General features: G+C 35.9%; 18 protein-coding genes and 1 pseudogene. 1 reads left to right on the plus strand and 18 read right to left on the minus strand.

Annotated features, from left to right (window positions below):
• Nucleotides 1-76: 76 nt before the first annotated feature.
• Nucleotides 77-394 (minus strand): transposase, encoded by a 318-nt coding sequence (locus tag AC3B7A_RS00860; RefSeq protein WP_489755878.1) that lies wholly within the window; start codon nt 392-394, stop codon nt 77-79.
• A gap of 815 nt (nt 395-1,209) precedes the next feature.
• On the opposite strand from AC3B7A_RS00860, the gene AC3B7A_RS00865 reads away from it, so the two are divergent.
• A complete protein-coding gene (locus AC3B7A_RS00865; protein WP_489755255.1) occupies nt 1,210-2,466 on the plus strand; it encodes an ISL3 family transposase in 1,257 nt (418 codons plus the stop codon).
• A gap of 289 nt (nt 2,467-2,755) precedes the next feature.
• Here AC3B7A_RS00865 and dnaJ read toward each other — a convergent pair whose 3' ends face one another.
• The 17 genes and pseudogenes from dnaJ to uppS form a co-directional block, all read right to left on the minus strand.
• On the minus strand, nt 2,756-3,886 hold the full coding sequence (dnaJ, locus tag AC3B7A_RS00870) for a molecular chaperone DnaJ (RefSeq protein WP_489755879.1): 1,131 nt from the start codon (nt 3,884-3,886) through the stop codon (nt 2,756-2,758).
• A gap of 178 nt (nt 3,887-4,064) precedes the next feature.
• The gene (dnaK, locus tag AC3B7A_RS00875) at nt 4,065-5,909 is read right to left on the minus strand and encodes a molecular chaperone DnaK (protein WP_489755880.1); all 1,845 of its coding nucleotides are present in this window, start codon (nt 5,907-5,909) and stop codon (nt 4,065-4,067) included.
• A gap of 42 nt (nt 5,910-5,951) precedes the next feature.
• On the minus strand, nt 5,952-6,554 hold the full coding sequence (gene grpE / locus AC3B7A_RS00880) for a nucleotide exchange factor GrpE (protein WP_489755881.1): 603 nt from the start codon (nt 6,552-6,554) through the stop codon (nt 5,952-5,954).
• Between the two features lie 11 nt (nt 6,555-6,565).
• Nucleotides 6,566-7,639 carry a heat-inducible transcriptional repressor HrcA gene (gene hrcA, locus AC3B7A_RS00885; RefSeq protein WP_489755882.1) on the minus strand — a complete coding sequence of 358 codons (1,074 nt, stop codon included), beginning with the start codon at nt 7,637-7,639 and terminating at the stop codon, nt 6,566-6,568.
• A gap of 92 nt (nt 7,640-7,731) precedes the next feature.
• Nucleotides 7,732-8,679, minus strand: a complete 948-nt coding sequence (gene ribF / locus AC3B7A_RS00890) for a riboflavin biosynthesis protein RibF (RefSeq protein ID WP_489755883.1) — start codon at nt 8,677-8,679, stop codon at nt 7,732-7,734.
• Between the two features lie 5 nt (nt 8,680-8,684).
• Nucleotides 8,685-9,584 carry a tRNA pseudouridine(55) synthase TruB gene (gene truB, locus AC3B7A_RS00895; RefSeq protein WP_489755884.1) on the minus strand — a complete coding sequence of 300 codons (900 nt, stop codon included), beginning with the start codon at nt 9,582-9,584 and terminating at the stop codon, nt 8,685-8,687.
• A 210-nt stretch (nt 9,585-9,794) separates the two neighbouring features.
• On the minus strand, nt 9,795-10,142 hold the full coding sequence (gene rbfA / locus AC3B7A_RS00900) for a 30S ribosome-binding factor RbfA (protein ID WP_489755885.1): 348 nt from the start codon (nt 10,140-10,142) through the stop codon (nt 9,795-9,797).
• Between the two features lie 11 nt (nt 10,143-10,153).
• Nucleotides 10,154-12,877 carry a translation initiation factor IF-2 gene (gene infB, locus AC3B7A_RS00905; protein ID WP_489755886.1) on the minus strand — a complete coding sequence of 908 codons (2,724 nt, stop codon included), beginning with the start codon at nt 12,875-12,877 and terminating at the stop codon, nt 10,154-10,156.
• A 13-nt stretch (nt 12,878-12,890) separates the two neighbouring features.
• Nucleotides 12,891-13,199 (minus strand): L7Ae/L30e/S12e/Gadd45 family ribosomal protein, encoded by a 309-nt coding sequence (locus AC3B7A_RS00910; protein ID WP_489755887.1) that lies wholly within the window; start codon nt 13,197-13,199, stop codon nt 12,891-12,893.
• A complete protein-coding gene (rnpM, locus tag AC3B7A_RS00915; protein ID WP_489755888.1) occupies nt 13,196-13,504 on the minus strand; it encodes an RNase P modulator RnpM in 309 nt (102 codons plus the stop codon). The genes AC3B7A_RS00910 and rnpM overlap by 4 nt, the downstream gene beginning before the upstream one ends.
• Before the next feature lie 59 nt (nt 13,505-13,563).
• Nucleotides 13,564-14,613 (minus strand): annotated as a pseudogene (gene nusA, locus AC3B7A_RS00920) (transcription termination factor NusA); the annotation flags it as partial.
• Between the two features lie 18 nt (nt 14,614-14,631).
• Nucleotides 14,632-15,105 carry a ribosome maturation factor RimP gene (gene rimP / locus AC3B7A_RS00925; RefSeq protein WP_489755889.1) on the minus strand — a complete coding sequence of 158 codons (474 nt, stop codon included), beginning with the start codon at nt 15,103-15,105 and terminating at the stop codon, nt 14,632-14,634.
• A gap of 175 nt (nt 15,106-15,280) precedes the next feature.
• Nucleotides 15,281-19,585, minus strand: coding sequence for a PolC-type DNA polymerase III (locus AC3B7A_RS00930; RefSeq protein ID WP_489755890.1), 4,305 nt, complete (start codon nt 19,583-19,585; stop codon nt 15,281-15,283).
• Nucleotides 19,586-19,605: 20 nt separating this feature from the next.
• Complete coding sequence (locus tag AC3B7A_RS00935; protein WP_489755891.1) at nt 19,606-21,312, minus strand: proline--tRNA ligase; 1,707 nt, start codon at nt 21,310-21,312, stop codon at nt 19,606-19,608.
• A gap of 36 nt (nt 21,313-21,348) precedes the next feature.
• Nucleotides 21,349-22,620, minus strand: coding sequence for an RIP metalloprotease RseP (gene rseP / locus AC3B7A_RS00940; RefSeq protein WP_489755892.1), 1,272 nt, complete (start codon nt 22,618-22,620; stop codon nt 21,349-21,351).
• A gap of 15 nt (nt 22,621-22,635) precedes the next feature.
• Entirely contained in the window at nt 22,636-23,451 is an 816-nt protein-coding gene (locus AC3B7A_RS00945) for a phosphatidate cytidylyltransferase (RefSeq protein ID WP_489755893.1), read from the minus strand.
• Nucleotides 23,452-23,474: 23 nt separating this feature from the next.
• A complete protein-coding gene (uppS, locus tag AC3B7A_RS00950; RefSeq protein WP_489755894.1) occupies nt 23,475-24,194 on the minus strand; it encodes an undecaprenyl pyrophosphate synthase in 720 nt (239 codons plus the stop codon).
• Nucleotides 24,195-24,649 lie beyond the last annotated feature (455 nt).

The raw sequence follows: 24,649 nt of genomic DNA on the forward strand, positions 1-24,649 counted from the left end.
GTTGTTTTCGTTGGAAAATCTTATATTGCAAAGCGTTATAATACGTTGATCTGGGACTGTCTAATACCTAACAGATTTAAATAATGGAATGCTGCTTTTGATTGACACACAGCTCAGTTTGACAATCATTAACACTTACTTTTTTGCGAATATAGTTAAGGCTTTTTTTTAAAATATCATTTTCACTTTCTAGTTTGGTTACTTGTTTTTTTAAGGCTAAAAAATCAGCTTGATAAATACCTGTTTCTGAATCTTTTTGATAAAGTTTAATCCATTTATAAATTGTTGCTGATGCTAAACCATATTCACGTTGTAAGTCAGTTACTGAAGAACCCTTTTCATAAAAGTCGACAACTGTTTTCTTAAAGTCTATAGAATATTTTTTTCTATTCATGTTTGGTCATTCCTTTCCTTTTCAGTTCCGAAAAAATGTTTGGATGTTACAGTAGTATCATTGGCATTAAAATATAGACCACTGGTACTATTTTTTAATTTCATCAAATAGAAAATTAAATGTTCCATCAATTTTTAATTTGTCAGGATAGGTATCTTTTAGCGATTTTATAAAATCCAATGGTTAATGCAAATATTAAAAGTAAGTTTTCATCATTGCGAAAGAATACTAGGAAGCTATTAGCTTTTTGATATTCACTACTGATGTAGTATTTTTACTAGCTTTGATTTATAATCAATTGCAAAAATCCAGAAATTAATTTTTGTAAGATTTAAAAAGTTCAATACATAGTAACTGGCGATGATTAACAGTTTAACAGATACTGTTTTAATAATATCCTTTTTCGATACCAATAATCAATATTACTTTTAAATCGTTTTTACTTTTGTCATGATTATTACTTTTGATTTTAGTGTATTCTCAAGCTTTTAACACATGCTAAATAAGCTTCTTTGATAATTAATTTTTTGAACTAGTCTAGTATTGAGATCTTTCTGGTACACTCCAAAAAGATCCTTAACTTGAAAATGAACCAGTTTCTAAAACCATCACTCGAACTCGGCCGTTTAATGCATTTGATCTTACGGTTCCCCCTCTAATGAGTCGTTGCTGTAAATGATAACAGCAACTATCCGCAACAGCGTTTAAGTCCTTTTTAAGAGTTTTCAGTCAACAGTTTTTGACGACTAAATTGTAACATAGGGAGGCAATGTTACAATTTAGTCGTCTAAACCTATTGAAAGAAGGAAAAAACAATGCCCTTAGATAATTATTCTACCAGTTTAATTCTTGGAATTAAAGATCAAAACATTAATTTTGAATCTGTTAAGCGTCAATTTATTAATGGTAAGAGTGCTTTGGTGTTTCATGCTACTTTATCTTATCCTCTAAAACGTTGTCCTAATTGTGGTTTTACTGGAAACATAGTTAAGTATGGAACTATAAAAGTTCGTATTTTACTACCAGACAATCACTGTCAATTATCATATCTAGTTCTAAAGAAACAACGATTTTTATGTCGACAATGTCATTCCACAACAGTCGCGCAAACTGATATTGTCAAACCACATTGTCATATTGCCCTAAATGTTTATCGTTGTGTAACCCTGGCTGCACGCAAAAATCAGTCACTCAAAGATATTGCCCAAAGATATAGTGTTTCAGCCACCACTGTGCAAAATGTCTTAAACCAAAACTATCAGCGATTGTTAGGCTATCCAACTTATCGTTTACCTAAACATCTTTTGTTTGATGAATTTAAAGCTTTAAAGAATTATAGTTTTATCTTGATGGATGCCAAAAGTCACCGTTTATTAGATACCTTACCCACCAGATTAACTAAAGATCTGAAACACTATTTTGAACGGTTTTCTTTAGAAAATCGGCAACAAGTGCAGACCATTGTCGTTGATTTGAATGCTGCCTATATTAATTTTATTCCCAAACTATTCCCGAACGCAGAAATCATCCTTGATCGTTTTCATCTAGTACAAATGGCTAATCGGTCACTGAACTCCATTCGTAAACGGGTAATGGAAGGCTGTGTCCACAGGAGTCGTGACTATTGGATCTTAAAAGGTTATTGGCGGCTGTTTTTAACTAATTTTGAAAATTTGGAAGCTAAAAAAATGAATTATCAAACCAAAGTTGGTTATTATGACACGCAAGTCAATTTATTGCATATTGGTTTAGCCTTAGACTGTCAGTTTCAAGCTGCTTATGAAGTTTACCAACAGCTATTAACCGCTGTGAAAACGCGAAATGCTCATCTTTTGAAAACTATTTTGAATGACTATCGACCTCTGCATAATGAGATGGACCAAACAATTAAATCATTGCGTAAGCATTTAACAGCAGTTCTCAATAGTTGTCGCTATGAGTACAATAATGGTGCTATCGAAGGTCTGAATAGTAAGATCAAGAAAATCAAACGAACTAGTTATGGTTTTCGCAATTGGGATAATTTCCGCTTACGCATTAAACTGGAATGTTTACCCACTTTACAGATTTAACGATAACAATTAAATAATTTTTAAAAGCCCAACAGCTTGGGTACCTTTAAGATACCCAAAAATAGCTTAGAATTAAAAAATGACGACTGAAAAGTAAACAAAAAAAACTAACTAGACCAATTACTAATCTAGTTAGCTAAAAAATTAATTATCAACACTGCTTTACATAGAACCGAAATTAATCATCAACACTCAATATTATAGAATCTTAATAATCTAATTAGCTAAAAATTAATTATCAATACAGCTTTGCATATCACTATATTTACTATTCCAACCTTTTTGTCTATTATTTAAATTTATCTTTCATATTGTCGCGCATGCGTTCGAAAAAACTGCGATCCTGTTCTTTAACTTTAGCACCACCTAGTTGTGCAAAAGTTTGTAGCGCTTCTTTTTGCTTTTCATTCAAATGCTTCGGTGTAACAATTTCCACTTTTACTTGTTGGTCACCAACACCGCCGTTTAATCGTGGAGCACCTTGACCTTTTAATTTAAAGACTGTTCCGGATTGAGTTCCCGCAGGAATGCGCAATTCAACTTGCCCCCGAACAGTTTTCACTTTAATTTCATCACCCAAAGCCGCTTGTGGAAATGAAATTGCTTCATGTGAATAAATTGTCGCATCTTGACGTTGAAATTGTTTACTTGGTTCAACTTCAAAAGTAACAAACAAATCACCATATGGTCCCTGGTTAGAACCGGCAGCACCTTGACCATCTAAACGCATCCGCTGTAAATTATCAATCCCAGCTGGAATATCAATTTCAACTGCATGACTACGCGTGATTTTTCCGCGACCATGACAAGTAGGACATTTCTCCTCAACTTCTTGTCCTGTTCCGCCACAAACATCGCAAACTTGTTGACTTTGCATCATTCCTAATGGCGTTCGTTGATTGACAGTAATCCGTCCGCTTCCGTGACACTTATGACAAGTTTTAGGACTGGTACCAGGCTTAGCACCCGTTCCTTGACAAGTTGAACATTGTTCACTGCGATTATAGTGAATTGTCTTTTTGCCGCCAAAAATTGCTTCTTCAAATTTAATTTTTAAGCGATATTCTAAATCTGATCCCTTACGTGGAGCAGTAGGATCTGCTTGCCGCCGACCACCCCCAAAAAAGGAATCAAAAATATCTCCGAAATCACCGAAGCCATTGGTATCAAAACCACTAAAACCTTGTCCGTTACCAAAACCACCTGCTTGCTGATCAGTGGAACCGTATTGATCAAACTGCGCTTTACGTTGTGGATCCTTCAGAATTTCATAAGCTTCATTAACATCTTTAAACTTTTTTTCCGCATCTGGTGCTTTATTTAAGTCAGGATGATATTTTTTAGATAATTTTCGGTAGGCTTTTTTAATTTCATCTTCCGAAGCGTTGCGGTCGACACCTAAAGTTTCATAAGGATCCATTTCTCACCCTAGCCTTTCTTTCAATCCTAAAATTAAGCTGACTTTAATTGGTACCATAAATTGGGATAATGCTCAAATTTTCCGCAATTTAATTTACAGATAACTCAGACAAATGACGAAAGTTAAACTTCAACCTTCGTCATTTCTCCCTATGGTTAAAACCAATTATTAATTTAAATTATTTATCGTCCTTATCTGGATCAACTTCTTTAAAGTCACCATCAACAGTACCATTATCGTCTTGAGATTGGCCCTTGTCACTATTATTACCACTAGCTTGTTGTGCATCTTGTGCTTGTTGATACAATTTAACTGATAAGTCTTGAACAATTTTATTCAAATCATCTTTTTTAGCTTTCATTTCTTCCAGGTCATTATCTGATTGGGCTTTCTTCAAAGCTTCCTTAGCATCATTGGCTTTCTTAATTTCATCTTCAGAAACTTTACCTTCAAGATCTTTTAAAGTCTTATCAGTTGTAAAAATTAATTGATCTACTTCATTACGCAAGTCGGCTTCTTCTTTACGTTTCTTATCAGATGCTTCATTTTCTTGAGCTTCTTTTTTCATCCGCTCAATTTCTTCATCAGATAAGCCCGAAGAACTCTTAATAGTAATCTTTTGTGATTTACCAGTTCCTAAATCTTTAGCTGAAACATTAACAATCCCATTTTTATCAATATCAAACTTAACTTCAATTTGTGGAACCCCTCTTGGTGCTGCTGGAATATCAGTTAATTGGAAGCGACCTAAAGTTTTATTATCAGCTGCCATGGAACGTTCACCTTGTAAAACATGAATATCAACAGCTGGTTGATTATCAGCAGCCGTTGAGAAAACTTGTGACTTGCTGGTTGGAATAGTAGTGTTCCGGTCAATTAGCTTAGTTGAGACACCACCCATGGTTTCAATTCCTAGAGATAATGGTGTTACATCTAATAAAACCACGTCTTTCACATCACCAGTAATGACGCCACCTTGAATAGCAGCACCTAAAGCTACAGCTTCATCAGGGTTAATTGAATGATCCGGTTCTTTGCCAGTCCATTGTTTAACGGCTTCTTGAACGGCTGGAATTCGCGTTGAACCACCATTTAAAATGACCTTATCAACTTCTGAGCTACTTAAACCAGCATCTTTTAAAGCATTTTGAACTGGAATTTTAGTCCGATCAACTAAATCAGCTGTTAGTTCATTAAATTTAGCTCGTGATAATGTTGTTTGTAAATGTAAGGGACCAGCAGGGCCAGCAGAAATAAATGGTAAGCTGATTTCAGTCTCAGTGACACCAGATAAATCTTTTTTCGCTTTTTCAGCAGCATCTTTCAAACGTTGTAAAGCCATTTTATCTTGTGACAAGTCAATCTGGTTTGTGGCTTTAAAATCAGCAATTAACCAATTCATAATGGCATTATCAAAGTCATCGCCACCTAAATGAGTATCACCATTAGTTGACAAAACCTGGAACACACCGTCACCTAACTCCAAGATTGAAACATCAAAAGTTCCGCCCCCTAAATCATAGACTAAAACTTTTTCATCAGCATCACTTTTATCCAAACCATAAGCAAGAGCAGAAGCTGTTGGTTCATTAATAATTCGTTTAACATCCAATCCAGCAATCTTACCAGCATCTTTAGTTGCTTGCCGTTGTGAATCATTGAAATATGCTGGTACAGTAATAACTGCTTCTGTAACTTCTTCTCCCAAATATTTTTCAGCAAAGTTTTTAATATACTGCAAAATCATCGCTGAAATCTCTTGTGGAGTATAGTCCTTACCTTCAACGTTAACCTTATAACCAGCTTCACCAATATGACGTTTAATTGAAGAAATAGTATTCGGGTTAGTAATAGCTTGCCGTTTAGCAACTTCACCAACTTGAGTTTCACCATCTTTAAAAGCTACTACAGATGGTGTTGTCCGACCACCTTCTGGATTAGCAATAATTTTGGGATCGCCACCTTCTAAAACAGCAACAGCTGAATTCGTGGTTCCTAAATCAATTCCAATAATTTTTGACATAAAATTAAACCTTCCCTTATTTTACTTGTTTTGTTCTTTTAATTATTGTGCAACAACAACCATACTTGGTCGTAAAACTCGATCCTTTAATTGATATCCAGCTTGTAAAACTTGAACTACCGTTTCACTAGGATGATCATCATCAGCTGGTACTGTTTGCACCGCTTGGTGAATCGTTGGATCAAATTTTTCATGCAATGCTTTAATTTCCGTAATATCATTTTCTGCTAAAGCTTGTTTAAGATGTTTTAACACCATGTTCACACCTTGTAACAAACTATCATTAGCTGAATCATTAGTACTAGATTGTAAAGCACGTTCCAAATTGTCAATTGATGGTAAAATTGCCATCGCTAACTTTTGACCATCATATTTAATCAAATTAGCTTGATCTTGCTGATTATGCTTTTTAATATTTTGAATTTCTGCTTGCGCCCGTAATTCTCGATCTTGGCTAGCTTTTAATTCTTTTTCTAAATCTTGATTTTTATCTAATAACTTATCAACTACACTATCAGAATCCTCAGCGGTAGCCGGCTTTGTTTTTCTATCCTCAACCGTAGCAGTTTTATCAGTCACTTTCGAATGATCTGACTGCTTTTTTTCTGAAGGAAATTCTTGTGGATCCATTTTTGAATCAGTCATAAGCCTACCTCCTAGCCTGAATTACCATTTAATTCTTGAAAATAGTCAATCAATCGCTTAGCCAACTCATAACGTAAAGAAGCAATTAAGCCAATCACTTGTGAATAAGGCATGTTAGTTGGTCCCAATAACGCAATTAAACCGTCACCGTGACTGCCAACACTATATTTAGCGGTAATTAAACTATAGTTATTTAAAATTTGTGGTGCTAATTCAGCTCCTAAATGAACTCTAATGCCTTGATTGTCAGACTCATTATTAAAATTATGATCTAGGCCTAAAAGCTTTGTCAAATCATCGTCGTTTTCAAATAGGGAATAAAGAGTTTTTAAATTATCACTATTACGAGCATCGACGTAATTAAATAAATTTGACTTACCATCAACAAAGAAGTGATCAGCAGCCACTTTTGCTAAAATATCATCAAAAATAGTCAAGAAACCGTTTGGTGTCTGCAAATATTGAGCAACCAATTTAGGAAAATCCGTCTTTAAACGTTGTGAAACGTCACTTAAAGTCTGCCCCACTAATTGATCATTAATAATTCGCACTACTGCTTCCAAACGATCTGCTGACAAAGTGGAATCCAAGCGATAAACCTGATTATAAACCGAACCATCGCTCGTAACCATAATTGCCATCACTTGGTTATTACCTAGTGCCACCACCCGGAAACCTGTTAAAACTGTATTATCACTTTCTGGTCCTAAAGCAATTGCGGTGTAACTAGTCAAGGTTGACAAAATTTTCGCAGATTGAGCTACAATTTCATCAATTTCATTAAATTGCTGTTTAGCAAAATCAGAGTGAATAATCTCTGACGTTTGTTCAGAAACATCAATCGGTTCTAACAAATGATCTAAATAATAACGATATCCACTAGCCGATGGAACCCGACCAGAAGACAGATGAATTTTTTCAATTAGACCAACACTTTCCAAATTAGCCATATCATTACGAATAGTCGCCGAACTAACATGAATAGGCAAACGCTCCATTAAAGCTTTAGAGCCGATTGGCTGACCTGTTTCAATGTATTGCTGAACAATTGCTTTTAAAATTGCAGCTTGACGATCAGTTATCAAACTAAATCACCTCGCTCTTAGCACTCTATATACATTAGTGCTAACAATGTTAAATATAGCAAGCTATTAGCACTATGTCAAGTTAGTTGCTATTATTTTCTGAAATAATTTTGCGTGGCTTGCTGATCTTTTACCAATTGTCCAATTAAATCCTGACCACCAGCAAATTTGACTTCTGGACGTAAATACTTTAACCATTCGATTCGTAAATCTTGATCGTAAAGATTAGCATCAAAGTCTAAAATATTAGCTTCAATGGTTAATGGATTATCACCACGCTTAAAAGTAATATTACGCCCAATCGAAGTCATTGCTGGCCACCATGTTTGACCGACTAAAACGCGAGTAACATAAACACCAATGCTAGGAACAAATTGGTTCGGTGTCAATGCCAAATTAGCCGTGGGAAAACCTAGTTTTCGTCCCATTTGATAACCATGAACTACTAAACCATGATTTTGGTAATTATATCCTAATAACAAATTCGCTTTTTGAATTTGATCATGACTTAAATATTGTCGAATGTTAGTTGAAGAAATTTTCTCCTTGGCAAAATTTAAGGATGGGATTTCCACAACTTCAAATCTTTGCGCTACTAATTTTCGTAAATACGTCATTGTCGCTATTTTTTTAGGACCAAAAGTCCAATCAAAGCCCGCAACAAGCGTTGAAATATTTAATTTTAATAAAAAGTCTTCAACAAATTGCTCAGGTGCCAAATGCGCTAAAATTGGATTAAATTCAACCACATAGACCACATCGACTTGTAATTGTTCAAGTAGCTCTAACTTACGTTCAAAGGGTGTTAAATACTGATAGCCACCATTAGTTAATAATTGTGGTTGATAAACTTCCACCGGATGACGATCAAAGGTTAAAACTGCTGCTAATTCTTGCTTAGTATGAGCTAAACGAACCGCGGTTTTAATTAAATTCTGATGACCTAAATGAACACCATCAAAAAAACCTGCTGCAATTACTTGCCGATCAGGCATTTTTAAATCAGTTATAAAAGGATACTTTAATACTTGAACTTTCACTATTTTCACCTATCATTTTTTAAAAGCATTAACTGAGGAACATAGCGCTGATTAATTTGCTGATAGACGGCTTTAACAATTCCTTGCCAAGTTAACAGCACTTTTAGATCTGTTAAATCTAACTTCAAGCTGCCACCATTTTTAACTATTAGCCACTGCTGTTCAGTCAATTCTATCACTGGCAATTCATCTTTAAATGCTGTTACTATTGGTAAACAAAAGTCTAGTTGCTGCTGAGCTATTTGCGCTGCCACCTGTTCTAAAGTGTATGTTTGTTCAATTGAAAAGCCTCCACCAAAAGTTCGCGTTAAACGACTCATATGTGCCGGCAAGTTGAAATATTGACCTAATTGCACCGCCAATGTACGAATATAAGTCCCTTTAGTGCAACGAACCTGGAAGTCAAATGTTTGTTGACTTTGATCTGCAATAAAACTAGAAGTTCCCAATAATGTAAATTGCTTAATCGTTACCTGTCTAATAGGCCGCTGAACTTCTTGGTTGGCACGTGCATATTCGTATAATCGCTTACCGTTGACTTTGACTGCTGAATACATCGGTGGTTGTTGATTGATAGTGCCAGTTAAACTTTGCATTCCTAATTTAATTTGTTGATCTGTAATCGGTTCTAAAATCTTTTTTTGAGCAATCATTTCACCACTGGCATCTTCTGTCGTCGTAGCAGTCCCTAAAGTCACTTGCCCTTGATAAATCTTATCAGAATTTAAAAGCCAGTTAACTAATTTAGTGGCTTGACCGACACAAATTACTAAGACCCCATCAACATCAGGATCTAAGGTACCTGTATGACCAATTTTTCGCTCATGAAGTAACCGGCGCAATTGATAAACACAATCCGCACTAGTTATACCACGAGGTTTATATAAGGGGATAATACCATTCATTTGATAGCCTCATTATCTAATCTAATATTCAGTATAGCATTGCACCATAAGACAAAAAAGAGACTGGGACAATAAGGGTAATGATCGTATTCTATTTAGAATTAGACGAACATTAATTCATTATTGCGTTCCAAAAGTTAGTAGTTGGTTACCACAACTTTTGTTCCAGCCTCTAATTTAATTTAAAAAATTTGATTCCTGTCGAGCTTATTAGTCAGATTCATGTAAATGACGTAATAATTGATCAATGTGTTCTCCGTAGCGAATCGAATCATCTTGCTTAAAAATTAAATCGGGAGTTTTATAAATTGATAAACGATGTCCTAGTTCTCCGCGAATCAATCCTTTAGCTTTATTTAAACCAGCTAAGGCTTTTTCAGACGCACTAGCTGTATCAGACAAGATACTAAAGTAAATTGTTGCTTGTTGTAAATCACCAGTAACTTCCACTCCAGTAATTGTTATCCCATCAACACGCGGATCACGAACTCGTTTTAACAAAATATCATTCACTTCTCGTTGAATTTCTTGTTCAACTCGACCAACACGATATTTCATTGTACTTCCTCCTATTTAACAGGCACTTCTTGCATAATATAAGCTTCGATTTGATCGTCAACTTTAATATCGTTATAGCCTTCAATCATTAAACCACATTCAAAGCCTTGCTTAACTTCTTTAGCATCATCTTTGAAACGTTTCAAAGATGCCAATTTGCCTTCATAAATAACAATACCGTTTCGGATCAAACGAACACCACTGTCTTTTTGAATCAAACCTGTATCAACTATACAGCCTGCAATGGTTCCCAATTTTGAAACTTTATAAGTCTCACGAACGGTTAAGTTACCAGTTACTTTTTCTTCGTAAACTGGTTCTAACATTCCCTTCATAGCAGATTCAATTTCATCAATTGCATTGTAGATCACATTATGCAAACGAATATCAACATTTTCGCTATCAGCTTGTGATTTAGCTTGAACCGTTGGACGGACATTAAAACCAATAATAATTGCATTACTTGCCGAGGCTAAAGTAACATCACTTTCATTAATTGCGCCAACAGCAGCGTGAATAATATTAACCCGGACACCTTCAACTTCAATTTTTTCTAAGCTATTGCGTAAAGCTTCAACTGAACCTTGAACATCACCCTTGATTACGACATCAACCTTTTTCATGTCATTTTGTTTCATAGTATCAAACAAATTATCTAGGGTAACGGCGTTCGTCCGTTTACGTTCTTCAATTTGTGCCCGCTTAGCCCGTTCTTCACCAGCCGCACGCGCCGTCTTTTCATCTGCAAAAACTACAAACTTATCAGCAGATTGAGGAACTTCATTTAAACCAGTAATCATCACTGGTTGTGAAGGTAAGGCTTCATCAATTTGGCGACCCCGATCATCTGTCATGACCCGTACACGACCAAAAGTATTCCCAACAACAATTGGATCGCCTTTGTGCAAGGTCCCTTGTTGAACTAACAAACTCGCTACTGGACCACGTCCCTTATCCAAACGTGCTTCAATTACAGTTCCAACTGCCTTTTGTTCAGGATTAGCTTTTAATTCCAAAACGTCAGCTTCTAATAAAATCATCTGTAACAAATCATCAATCCCAGTACCTTGTTTAGCAGAGATATTGGCAAAAATTGTATCGCCACCGTAATCCTCCGGAATTAAACCATAATTCATTAATTCTTCGGTAACATGCTGGGGATTAGCATCTGGTTTATCAATCTTATTAATCGCAACAATAATCGGATCGTTAGCGGCTTTAGCATGATTAATCGCTTCAATGGTTTGTGGCATAACACCATCATCCGCTGCGACTACTAAAACTACAATATCAGTAATATCTGCACCCCGAGCACGCATATTAGAAAAAGCAGCATGTCCAGGAGTATCCAAGAAGGTAATTAAACGGCCATCTAATTGGACCTGATAAGCCCCAATATGTTGCGTAATACCACCTGCTTCACCCGCTGTTACATGGCTATGACGTAAATGATCTAATAATGTGGTCTTACCATGATCAACGTGACCCATAATTGTCACCACTGGCGGACGATTAGTTAAATTATCAGTATTTTTAACTTCATCTTCAAAGAAGGTATCTAAATCAGTAATATCTTCTTCAATTTTTTCTTGCGCTTCAATATTATAATCAGCTGCTAAAATTTCAATCGTATCTTTATCCAAAGATTGATTTTGATTAACCATAACACCTAACATAAATAACTTCTTCACAATTTCTGCTGGCTCACGATGCAAAATCTTGCCTAAATCTTGTGCGTTCATCCCAACCGAATATTCCAAAATTTCTGGTAATGGTCGTTCTTTACGTTGTGGCATTGGCTTTTTAGGTTGACTAGCTTGCTGTTTACGTAACTTACGCTTATTTTTATGCTTCGGACGATTACGATAATCAATATGTTCATTCTTTCGGCGATTATTAGTAAACTCATGTTGACGTTTATTGTCAGTTGCTGGTTTTGCCGCAGTATTAGCAGTAGTAACGGTACTATTAGTACTATTAGTTTTTGCTACAGTTGGTTTAACATTTGAACGCTGATTAGTAGTATTAGTACTACGATTAGAATTTTGATTAGTTTTACGTCCGTTAGAACTATTGGTGTGCTGCGGACGCTGTTGCGAATGTTGCTTTCGTTCATTATTACGTTTAGCTCTTTGCTCATTTTGACGGCGTAGATGATCGCGTTCTTGTTCAATAGACGCAACTGAGGCCTGAGCGTTTTGCCGATACTGAGCTAAATGCTTACGTCCAGCACTAGCACGATTCATCATGGAAGAACGATGATCATTCGTCGTATTCCGATTCCGGTTATTTCGCTGATTATTCCGAGAATTATTGTTGCGATTTTGGTTTGCATTACGATTCTGATTGGAATTACGATTATTATTGCGTTCACCAACTGAATGTGGGTGATTATTGTTTACATTATTACTAGAATTAGAGCGATTATTATTGGAATGTGGATGATTTTTCTTATTATCATTGGGTTTGGGCGAATGCCGAATAGCTGTGACTTTGATTTTTGTTTTTCCTTTACTTTTAGCATCAGCAGCATTTTTACCTGCTGTGGTATTGGTCTTATTTTGGTGCGAATTATTAGCCGCACGTACAATCTTAGATAGATCATTTAACTGTTTGTCATCCAACACAGCCATGTGGGATGAGATTTCCATATGATGCTTGCGGGCTAAATCCACCAAATCTTTACTTGGAACATGGAGCTCTTTTGCTAGTTCATAAACTCGTTTCTTTCCCATAAATTCACGCTCCTTAATTATTTTTCGTTAACTCTTGAAATCGTTTAGCAAAGCCTTGATCGGTAATAGCAATTGACTTGGTCGCTTGACCAATAGCTTGACTTAATTGTTCGGAACTAAAAGTTTGATCAAAATTGATGGCTTGACGTTTAAGGGTTGTTTGAAATGATTTTTGAGCAACTGCGCCAGTATCATTGGCTAAAAAAACAAAATAAGCTTGTTGTTTTTTGACTGCTATTAAAACTAATTCTTGACCACTGATAATGCGTCGTGCTCGTTTGGCTAATCCTAAAAGGTTTAGAATTTTCTGTTGCTTGTTCAATGTTTTTTACCTAATTCACCAAACAAATCTAAACGTGCCTTTTGATGATCAACATACTCATATAATTCTTCATAAAAGTCAGCAGATAAATCTGTTTGTAAAATCTTATCCAATTTATGTTCCTTTTGCGCCTGCTTAACAGCAATTGGATCTAACCCGACGTAAGCACCGCGACCAGGTTTTTTACCAGTTTCGTCAACACTAACTTCACCCTGCTTATTACGAACAATCCTTACTAGCAAGCGTTTGGGCGCCATCTCATTAGTTAAAACATCTTTTCGCATTGGAACTTTTCTAGTTTTCAAACAACCACCACCTTTATCTATTTTTAATCAAGGTTTTCCTCGTCAACTTCTTCACCAGTTTCATCAACAAATTCCACTTCTGATTCCGGCTTAATATCGATTTTAAAACCAGTTAATCGAGCAGCTAAACGTGCATTTTGCCCACGCTTACCGATAGCTAAGGATAAATGATAATCGGGAACAATTACAATGCAAGACTTAGGATTAGTTTCATCATCAAACTGCACAGCAATTACCTCAGCAGGATTTAGTGCATTAGCAATAAAATCTGAAGGATTTGGTTCCCATTTTACTACATCAATATTTTCACCATTGAGTTCATCCACTATTGCCTGCACTCGTTGTCCACGAGGACCAACTGTGGTTCCCACTGGATCAATATTATCATCAATAGAGCGAACAGCAATCTTGGTCCGATCGCCTGCTTCACGAGCAACTGAAACAATTTCGACCGTTCCATCATATATTTCTGGAACTTCTTGTTCAAACAAACGTTTGACAATGCCGGGATTAGAACGAGAAACAAAAATTTGTGGTCCCTTTGTCGTGTTTTCAACTTTAGAAACATATACCTTAATTCGATCTTGAGGTTGATAAGATTCATTCGGAATCTGATCTTTGCGTTCCATGACTGCTTCAACCCGACCAAAATTGACATAAACAAATCGATTATCTCGTCGTTGAATAACCCCTTGAATAATCTCATCCTGATACTGGCTATATTCATTATAAATATTGTCACGCTCTGCTTCACGAACACGTTGCATCACTACTTGTTTAGCCGTTTGTGCCGCAATTCGTCCAAAATTGCTTGGCGTTACTTCTTCGTTTAAATGATCACCAATTTCGTAGCCACGATTAACTTCTTGCGCATCTGCTAAACTAATTTCTAACCGTGAATCAGCTACTTCTTCCACAACTTCCTTAACGGTATAAACGTGAAAATCACCTTTTTTATCATCAAAAATGACTTCAACATTTTGCGCTTGACCGTAATTTCTCTTGTAAGCAGACTTTAAAGCTTCTTCCATGGCAGCAACAATTAATTCTTTCGAAATACCCTTTTCTTCTTCTAGGGCATTTAATGCACCTACTAATTCTTTACTCATAATTTGATCTCCTTACAGTTAAAACTCAATGGCTAAGCGCATTGCTGCTATTTTTTGTCGCGAAATAGTCAGTATTTGTCGTTGTGTCTTAAGTTTAACCTCTAACATTAGTTGTTGATCGTCAACCCCTTTTAAGGTACCTTCAAAAACCTTTTGACCATTCAATTTTTGATATAAACTAATATGAATATATTGACCCACAGCATTTTGTAAATCTTGCTGGGTTTTAATTGGTCGCTCAGCTCCTGGTGAAGATACTTCCAAAAAGTAAGCATTGGGGATCAATTCTGGATCTTGGGCATCTAATTGTTCACTTAATTCTTGGTTAATCATAGCACATTCTTCAATATCAATACCGCCATCTTTATCAATATACAATCTTAAATACCAACTACCAGCTTCTTTGACGTACTCTAAATCAACTAGATAAAAGTCATGTTTATTTAAAATCGGCGTCACCAAAAGTTTAACTTGATCAATAACAGAATTCAAAACTACACCCCTTTCCTAAATGCCATTCAAGCTAGTTTCATTAACCTGCAATAAAAAGAGTGAGCATTCCTGCTCACTCGTCATGTGAAATCAACTTATATCAAGTATATAACTACCACTTACTTTTTTCAAGTTTAAGGTGTCCCTCAAAATCAGCAGGCAAACTAAAATCTTATCAAAATAATGATAGTTGATTTTCATCGGGCATTCCATCCAAAACATGATTTTGAGTTAAATAATCAATAATTGACTGAGAAACATGGCCCCGTTTCGATAAATCTTCCTTAGATAAGAATGGTTGTTCCTCACGTGCAGCTACAATTTGTTTGGCAACATTTAACCCTAAACTAGGAACTGCTACAAAGGGAGCCAATAAAGTATGGTCGTCAATAATTTTAAAATTCATTGCATCAGATTGATCTAAATCAACCATCTTAATCTGAATTCCACGTTCCAAACACTCATTAACAATTTCTAAAACAGTCAATAAGCTTTTATCTTTAGCAGTCGCATCATTTCCTTGTTCATTGATTGTTTTCATTTCGTCTTTAACTGCTTGTTTACCACTAGCCATCGCTACTAAATCAAAAACATCGGCTCTGACTGATAGAAAAGCGCAGTAATAAATAATGGGCATATGCACTTTAAAGTAGGCAATTCTTAATGCCATCATAATATAAGCAGTCGCATGTGCTTTAGGAAACATATATTTAATTTTTAAACACGATTCAATGTACCAATCAGGAACATTCTTATTAGCACGCATCACTTTCTGCCATTCATCCGGAATTCCTTTACCCTTACGGACGTGTTCCATAATTTGAAATGACATGTCCGGTTCCATGCCCCAGTGAATTAAATCCATCATAATATTATCCCGACAACCGATAACATCCTTTAAGGTCACAATTCCTTGCTGAATATATTCTTCAGCATTGCCTAACCAAACATCCGTCCCGTGGGATAAACCTGAAATTTGTAATAGTTCTGAAAAAGTGGTCGGATGCGTCTCTTCTAGCATCCCCCGCACAAATTTAGTTCCAAATTCGGGAACCCCTAACGTTCCCATCTTCGAATCAATTTGCTCTGGGGTAACACCTAAAGATTCAGTTCCAGAAAATAACGCCATTACCCCTGGATCATCGGTGGGTATCGTTTTTGGATCAATTCCCGACAAGTCTTGGAGCATCCGAATCATTGTGGGATCATCATGGCCTAAAATATCTAATTTTAAAATATTATCATGAATCGAATGAAAATCAAAATGCGTCGTTTTCCAAGCGGCACTCTGATCGTCAGCTGGATACTGAATAGGCGTAAAATCATAAATATCCATATAATCGGGCACAACAATAATTCCCGCCGGATGTTGACCTGTGGTACGTTTAACCCCTGTTGCTCCAGCAGCTAACCGATCCTTTTCGGCACCGCGAAATTTTTGATCTGTTAATTCCTCATAATTACTAACGTAACCATAAGCTGTCCGATCAGCCACCGTACCAATCGTTCCTGCACGAAAAACATGATCTTCCCCAAATAAAACCTTTGTATAATTATGAGCAATCGGTTGATAATCACCGGAAAAATTCAAATCAATATCGGGAACTTTATCACCATTAAAGCCTAAAAAGGTTTCAAAGGGAATATCGTGGCCATCTTTAACTAGTTCACTTTGACAATTAGGGCAAACTTTATCTGGTAAATCAAAACCGGAACCCACTTCACCTTTGGTAAAGAATTCTGTATATTGGCATTGCGGACAACGATAATGTGGTGGCAAAGGATTAACTTCAGTAATTCCCGTCATGGTAGCAACTAGACTTGAACCAACCGAACCCCGTGAACCAACTAGATAACCATCTTTATTACTCTTGTAAACTAAACGTTGAGCAATTAAATAAATTACGGAAAAACCATTACCGATAATACTTTTTAATTCTTTATCTAAGCGCTCTTGAACAATTTGGGGTAAGGGATCACCATATAATTCATGCGCTTTATTATAAGTTAGATCTTGAATTTCTTGTTCTGAACCCGGCATTTTAGGAGTATACAATTTATCCTTAACTGGCGTAATTTCATCATCAACCCAATCGGCAACAATTTGCGGATTGTCGATGACCACTTGATGTGCTGTTTTTTCACCCAAAAATTGAAAATCAGTCAGCATTTCATCAGTGGTTTTAAAATAAGACAATGGTAATTTTTGTCGTGCTAAAGGATTACTTTTCACAGCCTTGACAATAATATCACGGTAGATGGCATCCTTTGGATCTAAATAATGAACATCACCACTAGCAACCACTGGCTTATCTAAATCTGTGCCTAACTTAACAATATTACTTAATATCTCTTCTAGTGCTGTTTGATCTTTAATCAAACCAGAATCTAATAAAGGTTGATAAATATCATGGGGCATAACTTCCAAATAGTCATAAAATTGTGCTTTTTGATAAGCTTCATCATACCCTTTTTGCATCATCGCTGTAAAAACTTCACCAGAACTACAGGCCGAACCTACTAAAATACCTTCACGATATTCATTCAAAATTCTTCGGGGAACACGCGGTGTCCGAAAATAATATTCCGTCATAGAAATAGAAATAATTTTAAATAAATTTTTTAAACCTGCCTGTGTTTTGGCTAACAAAATTGCATGATATGGTCGGGCTTGTTTATAGGCTTCTTGACCACCTAAATGATCGTTTAATTGTAAGACATTTTCTGTCCCAAACTGGTCCAACATTTCTTTAAATAATGCATACATCAAATAACCGGTGGTGGCAGCATCCGAATTGGCCCGATGATGATGTTCCAATTTAATATCATAGCGTTTAGCTAAACTATCCAATTTATGATTGCGGTATTCTGAATGTAAAGTCCGCGACATTTCCAAAGTATCAACTACTGGAACTGTAACTGGTTGATAACCGCAACGTCGTCTGGCAGCATTTAAAAAACCAATATCAAAAGTTACATTATGTCCCGCTAAAATGGCGTCACCCATGAAATCATTAAACTTATCCATTACTTCTTGCTCAGTGTTACTATTATGAACCATTTCATCGGTAATGGAAGTTAAGTTAATTGTCGTTTGAGACAAAGGGTGTCCTGGATCAATGAATTCATCAAATTCTGCCACAATTTGACCATCTTGCATTTTAACAGCCGCTAATTCGATGATGGAATCATAAACTGCTGACAAACCAGTAGTTTCAACATCAAAAACAATATATTCGCCACTAGCCAAAACTTCATCTCGTAAATTATAAGCAATGGGCTCGCCCTCATCTACTAAATTAGCTTCCACACCATAAATAACTTTGACGCCATACTTTTGTCCTGCACTATAAGCATCAGGAAATGATTGTGCTGTAGAATGATCCGTAATGGCAATTGCTGGTTGCCCCCAATCAGCAGCCCTTTTAACCAGATCAGTCGTCGAACTTACAGCATCCATTTGACTCATATTAGTATGAACATGTAATTCAATGCGTTTATCTTCCGACTTATCCTGACGGCCAATTTTCTTAATGACATTTAAATCATAGGCATTAAGCGTCAATTCCCGCGAATAATTGTCCTCTTGCACTGAACCACGAGCCTTTATCCAAGTACCCTTAGTAAATTGTGCAAAGACAGCTTCACTTTCGCCATTTTTAGAAAACTTCTTAATCACAAAAGAAGACGAATAGTCAGTGGCTTCCAAAATTAATAATTGACGTCCCGAGCGCAATTTTCTGACTTCTGAACTGAAGATATAGCCCTCGATCACCACTGATTGTTGTTCTTCGACAATGTCTTTCATTGCCATCACTGCAACATTATCAGCGATTTTTTTTCCAATAATTGAACTAGCATCACTCGTATTAGCTAGGTGTGGCGTTTGCGCTTTTTTTTGATTAACAGTGGCCGCAATTTGTTGTTGACGTTGTTGCTGTTGTTGTTCTAACTGATCAATTCTGGCTTGTGTTTGTGATTGATCAACTAAAACTTTAATTCGGATGTTTGGAAAACCTAATTTTTGAAAGGTATTTTCAATCGTGCTTAAATATTGCTTAGTTAAATAATCACCCAAAATATCATTATTAACCGTCAATAATAACTGTTGATCTTGCAATTCCGGTGGCGACTGCTGTTGTAATTCATGGGTAATAGCCACATTCATCTGTTGTTGTTCTAAAACTAAGGGCCAATAATTATTAATTAGTGTTTGATCAAATTGCTGATTTTGAGCTTTAACGATAAAATCAACCGTTTTAACACCTTGAAAAGCCGTTTGTAAATGCTGTTGAAAAACACGATAAATATTGACTGGCAAAATTTGCTCAAATTCTAAAATAAAAGTCCATCGCTGAGATTCAGTATGGACTTTTACTTTCTGAATTTGAGCTGATTGAAAAATTGCCGCTTCCCGAATTTCTTCCGGTAACTGCATTTGATCCAAGAGATTTCTAAACATTGCTCGTGAATCAGACATAAAATCACCTCAAATTAATCTTAATTATTGTGTAATAAAATTTTTATGGTCTCACTAACATCATTAACAGCAACTTCAACCGAATCGCTTTGTTGTCGTAATTTAACTTCCACGATTTGATCACTAGCTTTTTTACCAACGGTAATTCGTACTGGTAAGCCAATCAAATCGGCTTCCGCAAATTTAACACCGGGACGTTCCTTACGATCATCTACCAAAACACTCAGACCTTGAGCTGTTAAATCAGCTTCAATTTTGTCGGCTAATTCTGTTTGCTCGGACTTTTTCGTATTCATCACAACAACGTGAACTTGGTAAGGAGCAATTGCCCACGGCCAAATGATTCCTTTGTCATCATGATGCTGTTCTACAATGGCCGATAATAAACGACTAATACCAATACCATAACATCCCATGATTACTGGCTTTTGTTTACCATTTTCATCCAAAAAATTAGCATTTAAACTGTCAGAATATTTGGTACCTAATTTAAAGATATGACCAATCTCAATACCGCGCGTAAAGTGAAGCACACCTTTATTATCAGGTGACAATTCACCTTCTTTAACCGTTCTGATATCTGCATATTGTTCAACTTGATAATCACGCAAAGGATTGACATTTTGATAATGTAATCCTTGTTGGTTAGCTCCAGTTACGGCATTAGTCAAATCTTGAATAGACAAATCACCAACCAATTGTACTGGAACTTTTAAATTCAAAGGTCCAATAAAACCCGGTACACTTTGAAAGACTTGTTGCACCTGTTCATCGGTTGCTGGTAATAATTCATTAACGCCTAAAAGATTCTTCAGTTTGACTTCATTAACATCAAAGTCGCCCCGAATTAAAGCTAATACTGGCTGCTCATCAGCCATGTAAGCGACACATTTAATAATGTTTGAAACTTCAATTTTTAAGTCACTAGCCAAATCAGTCACCGATTTAACATCAGGATTAACTTGAATTGTAGCCAATGGCTGTGGAGCTGCTGGCACATTGGTTTTTAAAATACTAGTTGCCATTTCCAAGTTAGCAGCATAATCACTAGCATCAGAATAGACAATTGTATCCTCACCAATTGGAGCAATTGCATGAAATTCTTTGGAACCACTACCACCCATGTCACCAGAATCAGCTAAAATAGCACGAAAATTTAATGAGCTACGTTCAAAAATTTTTCGATAAGCTTGTTCAAATTGATCAAATATAGTATCTAAATCATCTGTATTGGCTGTAAAAGAGTACGCATCCATCATGATAAATTCTCGTCCCCGTAACAACCCGTAACGTGGCCGATCTTCGTCGCGAAATTTTGTCTGAATTTGATACAAAATTTGTGGCATTTTTTTATAAGAATTCAACACATTCCTAATCAAATAGGTCATGGTTTCTTCATGCGTTGGTCCTAAAATAAAATCTCGTTCATGACGATCTTTTAATTTAAAAAGGTTATCGCCATAAGTCTCATAACGACCACTTTCTTGCCATAATTCTACTGGTAAAATAGCTGGCATTAAGGTCTCAACACTGTTGATTTTCTCTAATTCTTCGCGCACAATTTGCTCAACATTGCGTAGGACGCGATAAGCTAAGGGCAAATAAGCGTAAACTCCTGCTGAAACTTGTCGGACAAATCCTGCCCGTAACATCAATTGATGACTGACTGCCTCCGCATCACTGGGTGTTTCTTTCACAGTTGGAATAAATACTTTTGATTGCTTCATATAAAATTATCCCCTTACTCCACGTAGTTTAAAAATTTATTTCACAAAAAATCTGGTAATATCGTTCCAAGTTACAGCTATCATTAAAATAACCAATAAGCCAACACCAATTAAATTCACAATCACTTCAGTTTTTTGTGACACTGGTTTTCTTCGAATTGCTTCAATAATATTCAACAATAATTTGCCACCGTCTAAAGCTGGTATTGGTAAGAGATTCATAATTCCCAAATTAATGGATAACCAGCCAATAAACAACAATACTTGCTGCCAACCCATGGCTGCTACTTGACTTGTTTCCGAATAAATAGCCACAGGTCCACCTAATTGGTTAATGTTGAAACCACCAGCTACCATTGTCTTTAAAGCATTAACAATTGTTGCCACCGCGCCAATTGCCGATTGCCAGCCATATTTCAAAGTCGCACTAAAACTATGATTACGCGCTTGCATAATACCAATCTGGCCAATAATTTGCTTACCTTCTTTAACAGCTCGTGGTTTAATAACAACTTTTTTAACTTGATTGTTGGCCGTCTTGACAACTAATTTTGTTTTCTTCTTTGGCCGTTGACTAATCGCTTGAACCAATTGATTCCAATTATTTGTCTTTTGGGAACCAACTTTTAAAATCTGATCATCAGCCTCTAAATGGACTTGCGCTGCTGGTGAATTGGCTTGAATAGTTCCCAATTTAGTTGAATTACTGGGAGCTCCCCCCAATAAAAAAGCACTTAAGATATAAATCAACATGCCAAAGATAATATTATTAAAAGGACCAGCAAAATTAGTTAAAAACCGATGCCACAAGCTAGCAGAATTAAATTGTACATCCAAAGGAGCAATTTGCATGGGATTATTGCTTTGATCAATCAAAATCGCATCATGATTAACTACAAGCCGTTTTAAATGTTCATCATCACCAGCTTCATAACCTTCCACAAATAAATCCTTTTCAAGATCACTTTTAACAATTTGAAACGGAATCAAAGTTGAATTATTAGTATTTTGGGAATGATCAATCTCCACAACTTGTCCTTGATCGTTTAATTTCAAGCCAACAATTACACCCGGTTTTAATTGTTCATCGTCATCCTCTGCACCGGCCAGCATTACATAGCCCCCCAGTGGCAATAATCGAATAACATAAAGTGTGTGATTACGCGTATAAGAAATTAACTTAGGACCCATGCCAATCGAAAATTGTCGAACCAAAATACCGGATCTTTTAGCAAAAAAATAGTGTCCAAATTCGTGTACGAAAACAATCAGTCCAAAAACAATAATAAAAGTTAAAATTGCAACCAAATAACTTCCTCCCGATTACATAAAGCCTAAAGAATGGATTAATGGTAAGACAAATAACATACTATCAAATCGATCTAAAATGCCACCATGACCTGGTAAAATTTTGCCCGAATCCTTGACACCATAATAACGTTTATAAGCTGATTCAACCAAATCACCAATTTGACCAGCGACCGATAAGAAAATTGTAATTAACATCAGTAGCCAAATATTATGCGGTACCTGTGCCATATAATTCCACTGATTCAATCCTAACATATAAATTAAGGAAAAAATAACCGCACATAAGACACCGCCGAGCGAACCTTCCCAAGTTTTATTAGGACTAATGGCAGGATACAATTTATGTTTACCAATGGCCTTACCAATGAAATAGGCACCACTATCAGTGACCCAAACAATAATCATTCCAAATAATAATAGTGACAAACCGCCAACATCCGAATTACGAATAGCAGCTAAATAATGAAAGCCGTTACCAATGTAAAACATTGATAAAATAGTCGTTCCAGCATCTTCAAAGTTGTAGCTATTTTTAGTAAAAACTGTCAGTAAAAGTAATAAAACAACAAACACGTACGCCAAATCAAATCGTGAAAAGGCTGCTGGTAACCAAGTTAATGCACTTTCAGGTAATGACAGTAATAAAACACCAATTGCCCCAATTAAGAAATCTGGTGATACAATAATTCGCTTGCGCATAATATATACTTCTGATAAACCAATCACTGCCAAAACAGAGGCGGCCAAATCAATCCACACACCCCCTGCAATCAAGATTGGAATAAAAATAAGTAAAGCTATTACCGCAGTAATAATCCGTGTTTTCAAAATAAACTCCTAATCTAAAATATTTATTTTATTCCACCGTAACGTCGATCACGCTGATTAAAGCTTGCAATATCTCGTCTCAAATTTTCAACACTATAATCAGGCCAATATTCATCTACAAAAACCATTTCAGCATATGCCAATTCCCAAAGATAAAAATTAGACAATCTGATCTCGCCACTAGTCCTAATCAATAGATCAGGATACTGTAAATCAGCCAACTGCGCAGTCGATAAATATTTGCTAAAAGTTTTTTCATCTAAAGAATCTACTAGTTCAGGGTGGGTTGGTAATTGCTGAATAATTGACTTAACAGCATTAACAATATCACTTCTAGCACCATAGTTAAATGCAAAATTTAAGACCATTCCGGTATTTTCACGAGTTTGATTAACTGCTTTTTGACAAATCTGACGTGTTTTAACCGGTAGTTGTTCAACCAAACCAGTAATCAAAACTTTAACATTATTAGCCATTAAATCCGGCATAAATTTATTAAAAAAAGTAACTGGTAAACTCATTAAAAATTGAACTTCCTTCGAAGGACGGGTCCAATTTTCTGTGGAAAAAGCATAGACCGTTAATGCAGAAATTCCCATTTGACTAGCCGCAGTTGCGATTTTTTTTAAATTGTTCATCCCTGCTTGATGACCAGCAATTCTAGGCAAGCCACGCTTTTTTGCCCATCGACCATTACCATCCATTATAATTGCCACGTGCCGCGGTATTGCTTGGTTAACCATTTTCAAAACTCCTAGTAAAGTTTAAAAAAGGCTGGAACCAAAGGCCTTGATCAATTCACCTCGTTAAAGTTAGTATGAGAGCGTAACAATAAACTTAAAGTCCGTAATTTATATAGAATTAAGCGAACATTAATTATTGCGTTACAAAAGTCAAAAGTTTAATTCTGATTAATGCGCAACTGCCAAACGACTTTTTTACTAAATTCATTAATAGATGATATTGTTAATCATTACCTTCAAAAAAACAATAATAATTAATGTGCGTATTCTATAGAACACGATCATTAATCATCATATTGCCCCAGTCTTATTTTTAATCAGACCAATGCTTCATACTATAGTAGCTTTAATCACTTCTTAGATCTTAATTGAATTAAAACTTCACCAACCTGAACTAATTTCTTAAAATTCAAATGAAAGCAAAAGTCCACTAGAAAAACAAATCATATTAGAAT

The sequence above is a fragment of the Bombilactobacillus sp. ESL1202 genome, assembly GCF_058107125.1.

Coding starts and splice junctions, on each gene's coding strand:
- rbfA (WP_489755885.1), bottom strand. CDS start 10,142: ATGAAATATCGTGTTGGTCGAGTTGAACAAGAAATTCAACGAGAAGTG.
- dnaK (WP_489755880.1), bottom strand. CDS start 5,909: ATGTCAAAAATTATTGGAATTGATTTAGGAACCACGAATTCAGCTGTT.
- truB (WP_489755884.1), bottom strand. CDS start 9,584: ATGAATGGTATTATCCCCTTATATAAACCTCGTGGTATAACTAGTGCG.
- AC3B7A_RS00930 (WP_489755890.1), bottom strand. CDS start 19,585: ATGTCTGATTCACGAGCAATGTTTAGAAATCTCTTGGATCAAATGCAG.
- infB (WP_489755886.1), bottom strand. CDS start 12,877: ATGGGAAAGAAACGAGTTTATGAACTAGCAAAAGAGCTCCATGTTCCA.
- dnaJ (WP_489755879.1), bottom strand. CDS start 3,886: ATGGATCCTTATGAAACTTTAGGTGTCGACCGCAACGCTTCGGAAGAT.
- AC3B7A_RS00935 (WP_489755891.1), bottom strand. CDS start 21,312: ATGAAGCAATCAAAAGTATTTATTCCAACTGTGAAAGAAACACCCAGT.
- uppS (WP_489755894.1), bottom strand. CDS start 24,194: ATGGTTAACCAAGCAATACCGCGGCACGTGGCAATTATAATGGATGGT.
- AC3B7A_RS00860 (WP_489755878.1), bottom strand. CDS start 394: ATGAATAGAAAAAAATATTCTATAGACTTTAAGAAAACAGTTGTCGAC.
- AC3B7A_RS00865 (WP_489755255.1), top strand. CDS start 1,210: ATGCCCTTAGATAATTATTCTACCAGTTTAATTCTTGGAATTAAAGAT.
- grpE (WP_489755881.1), bottom strand. CDS start 6,554: ATGACTGATTCAAAAATGGATCCACAAGAATTTCCTTCAGAAAAAAAG.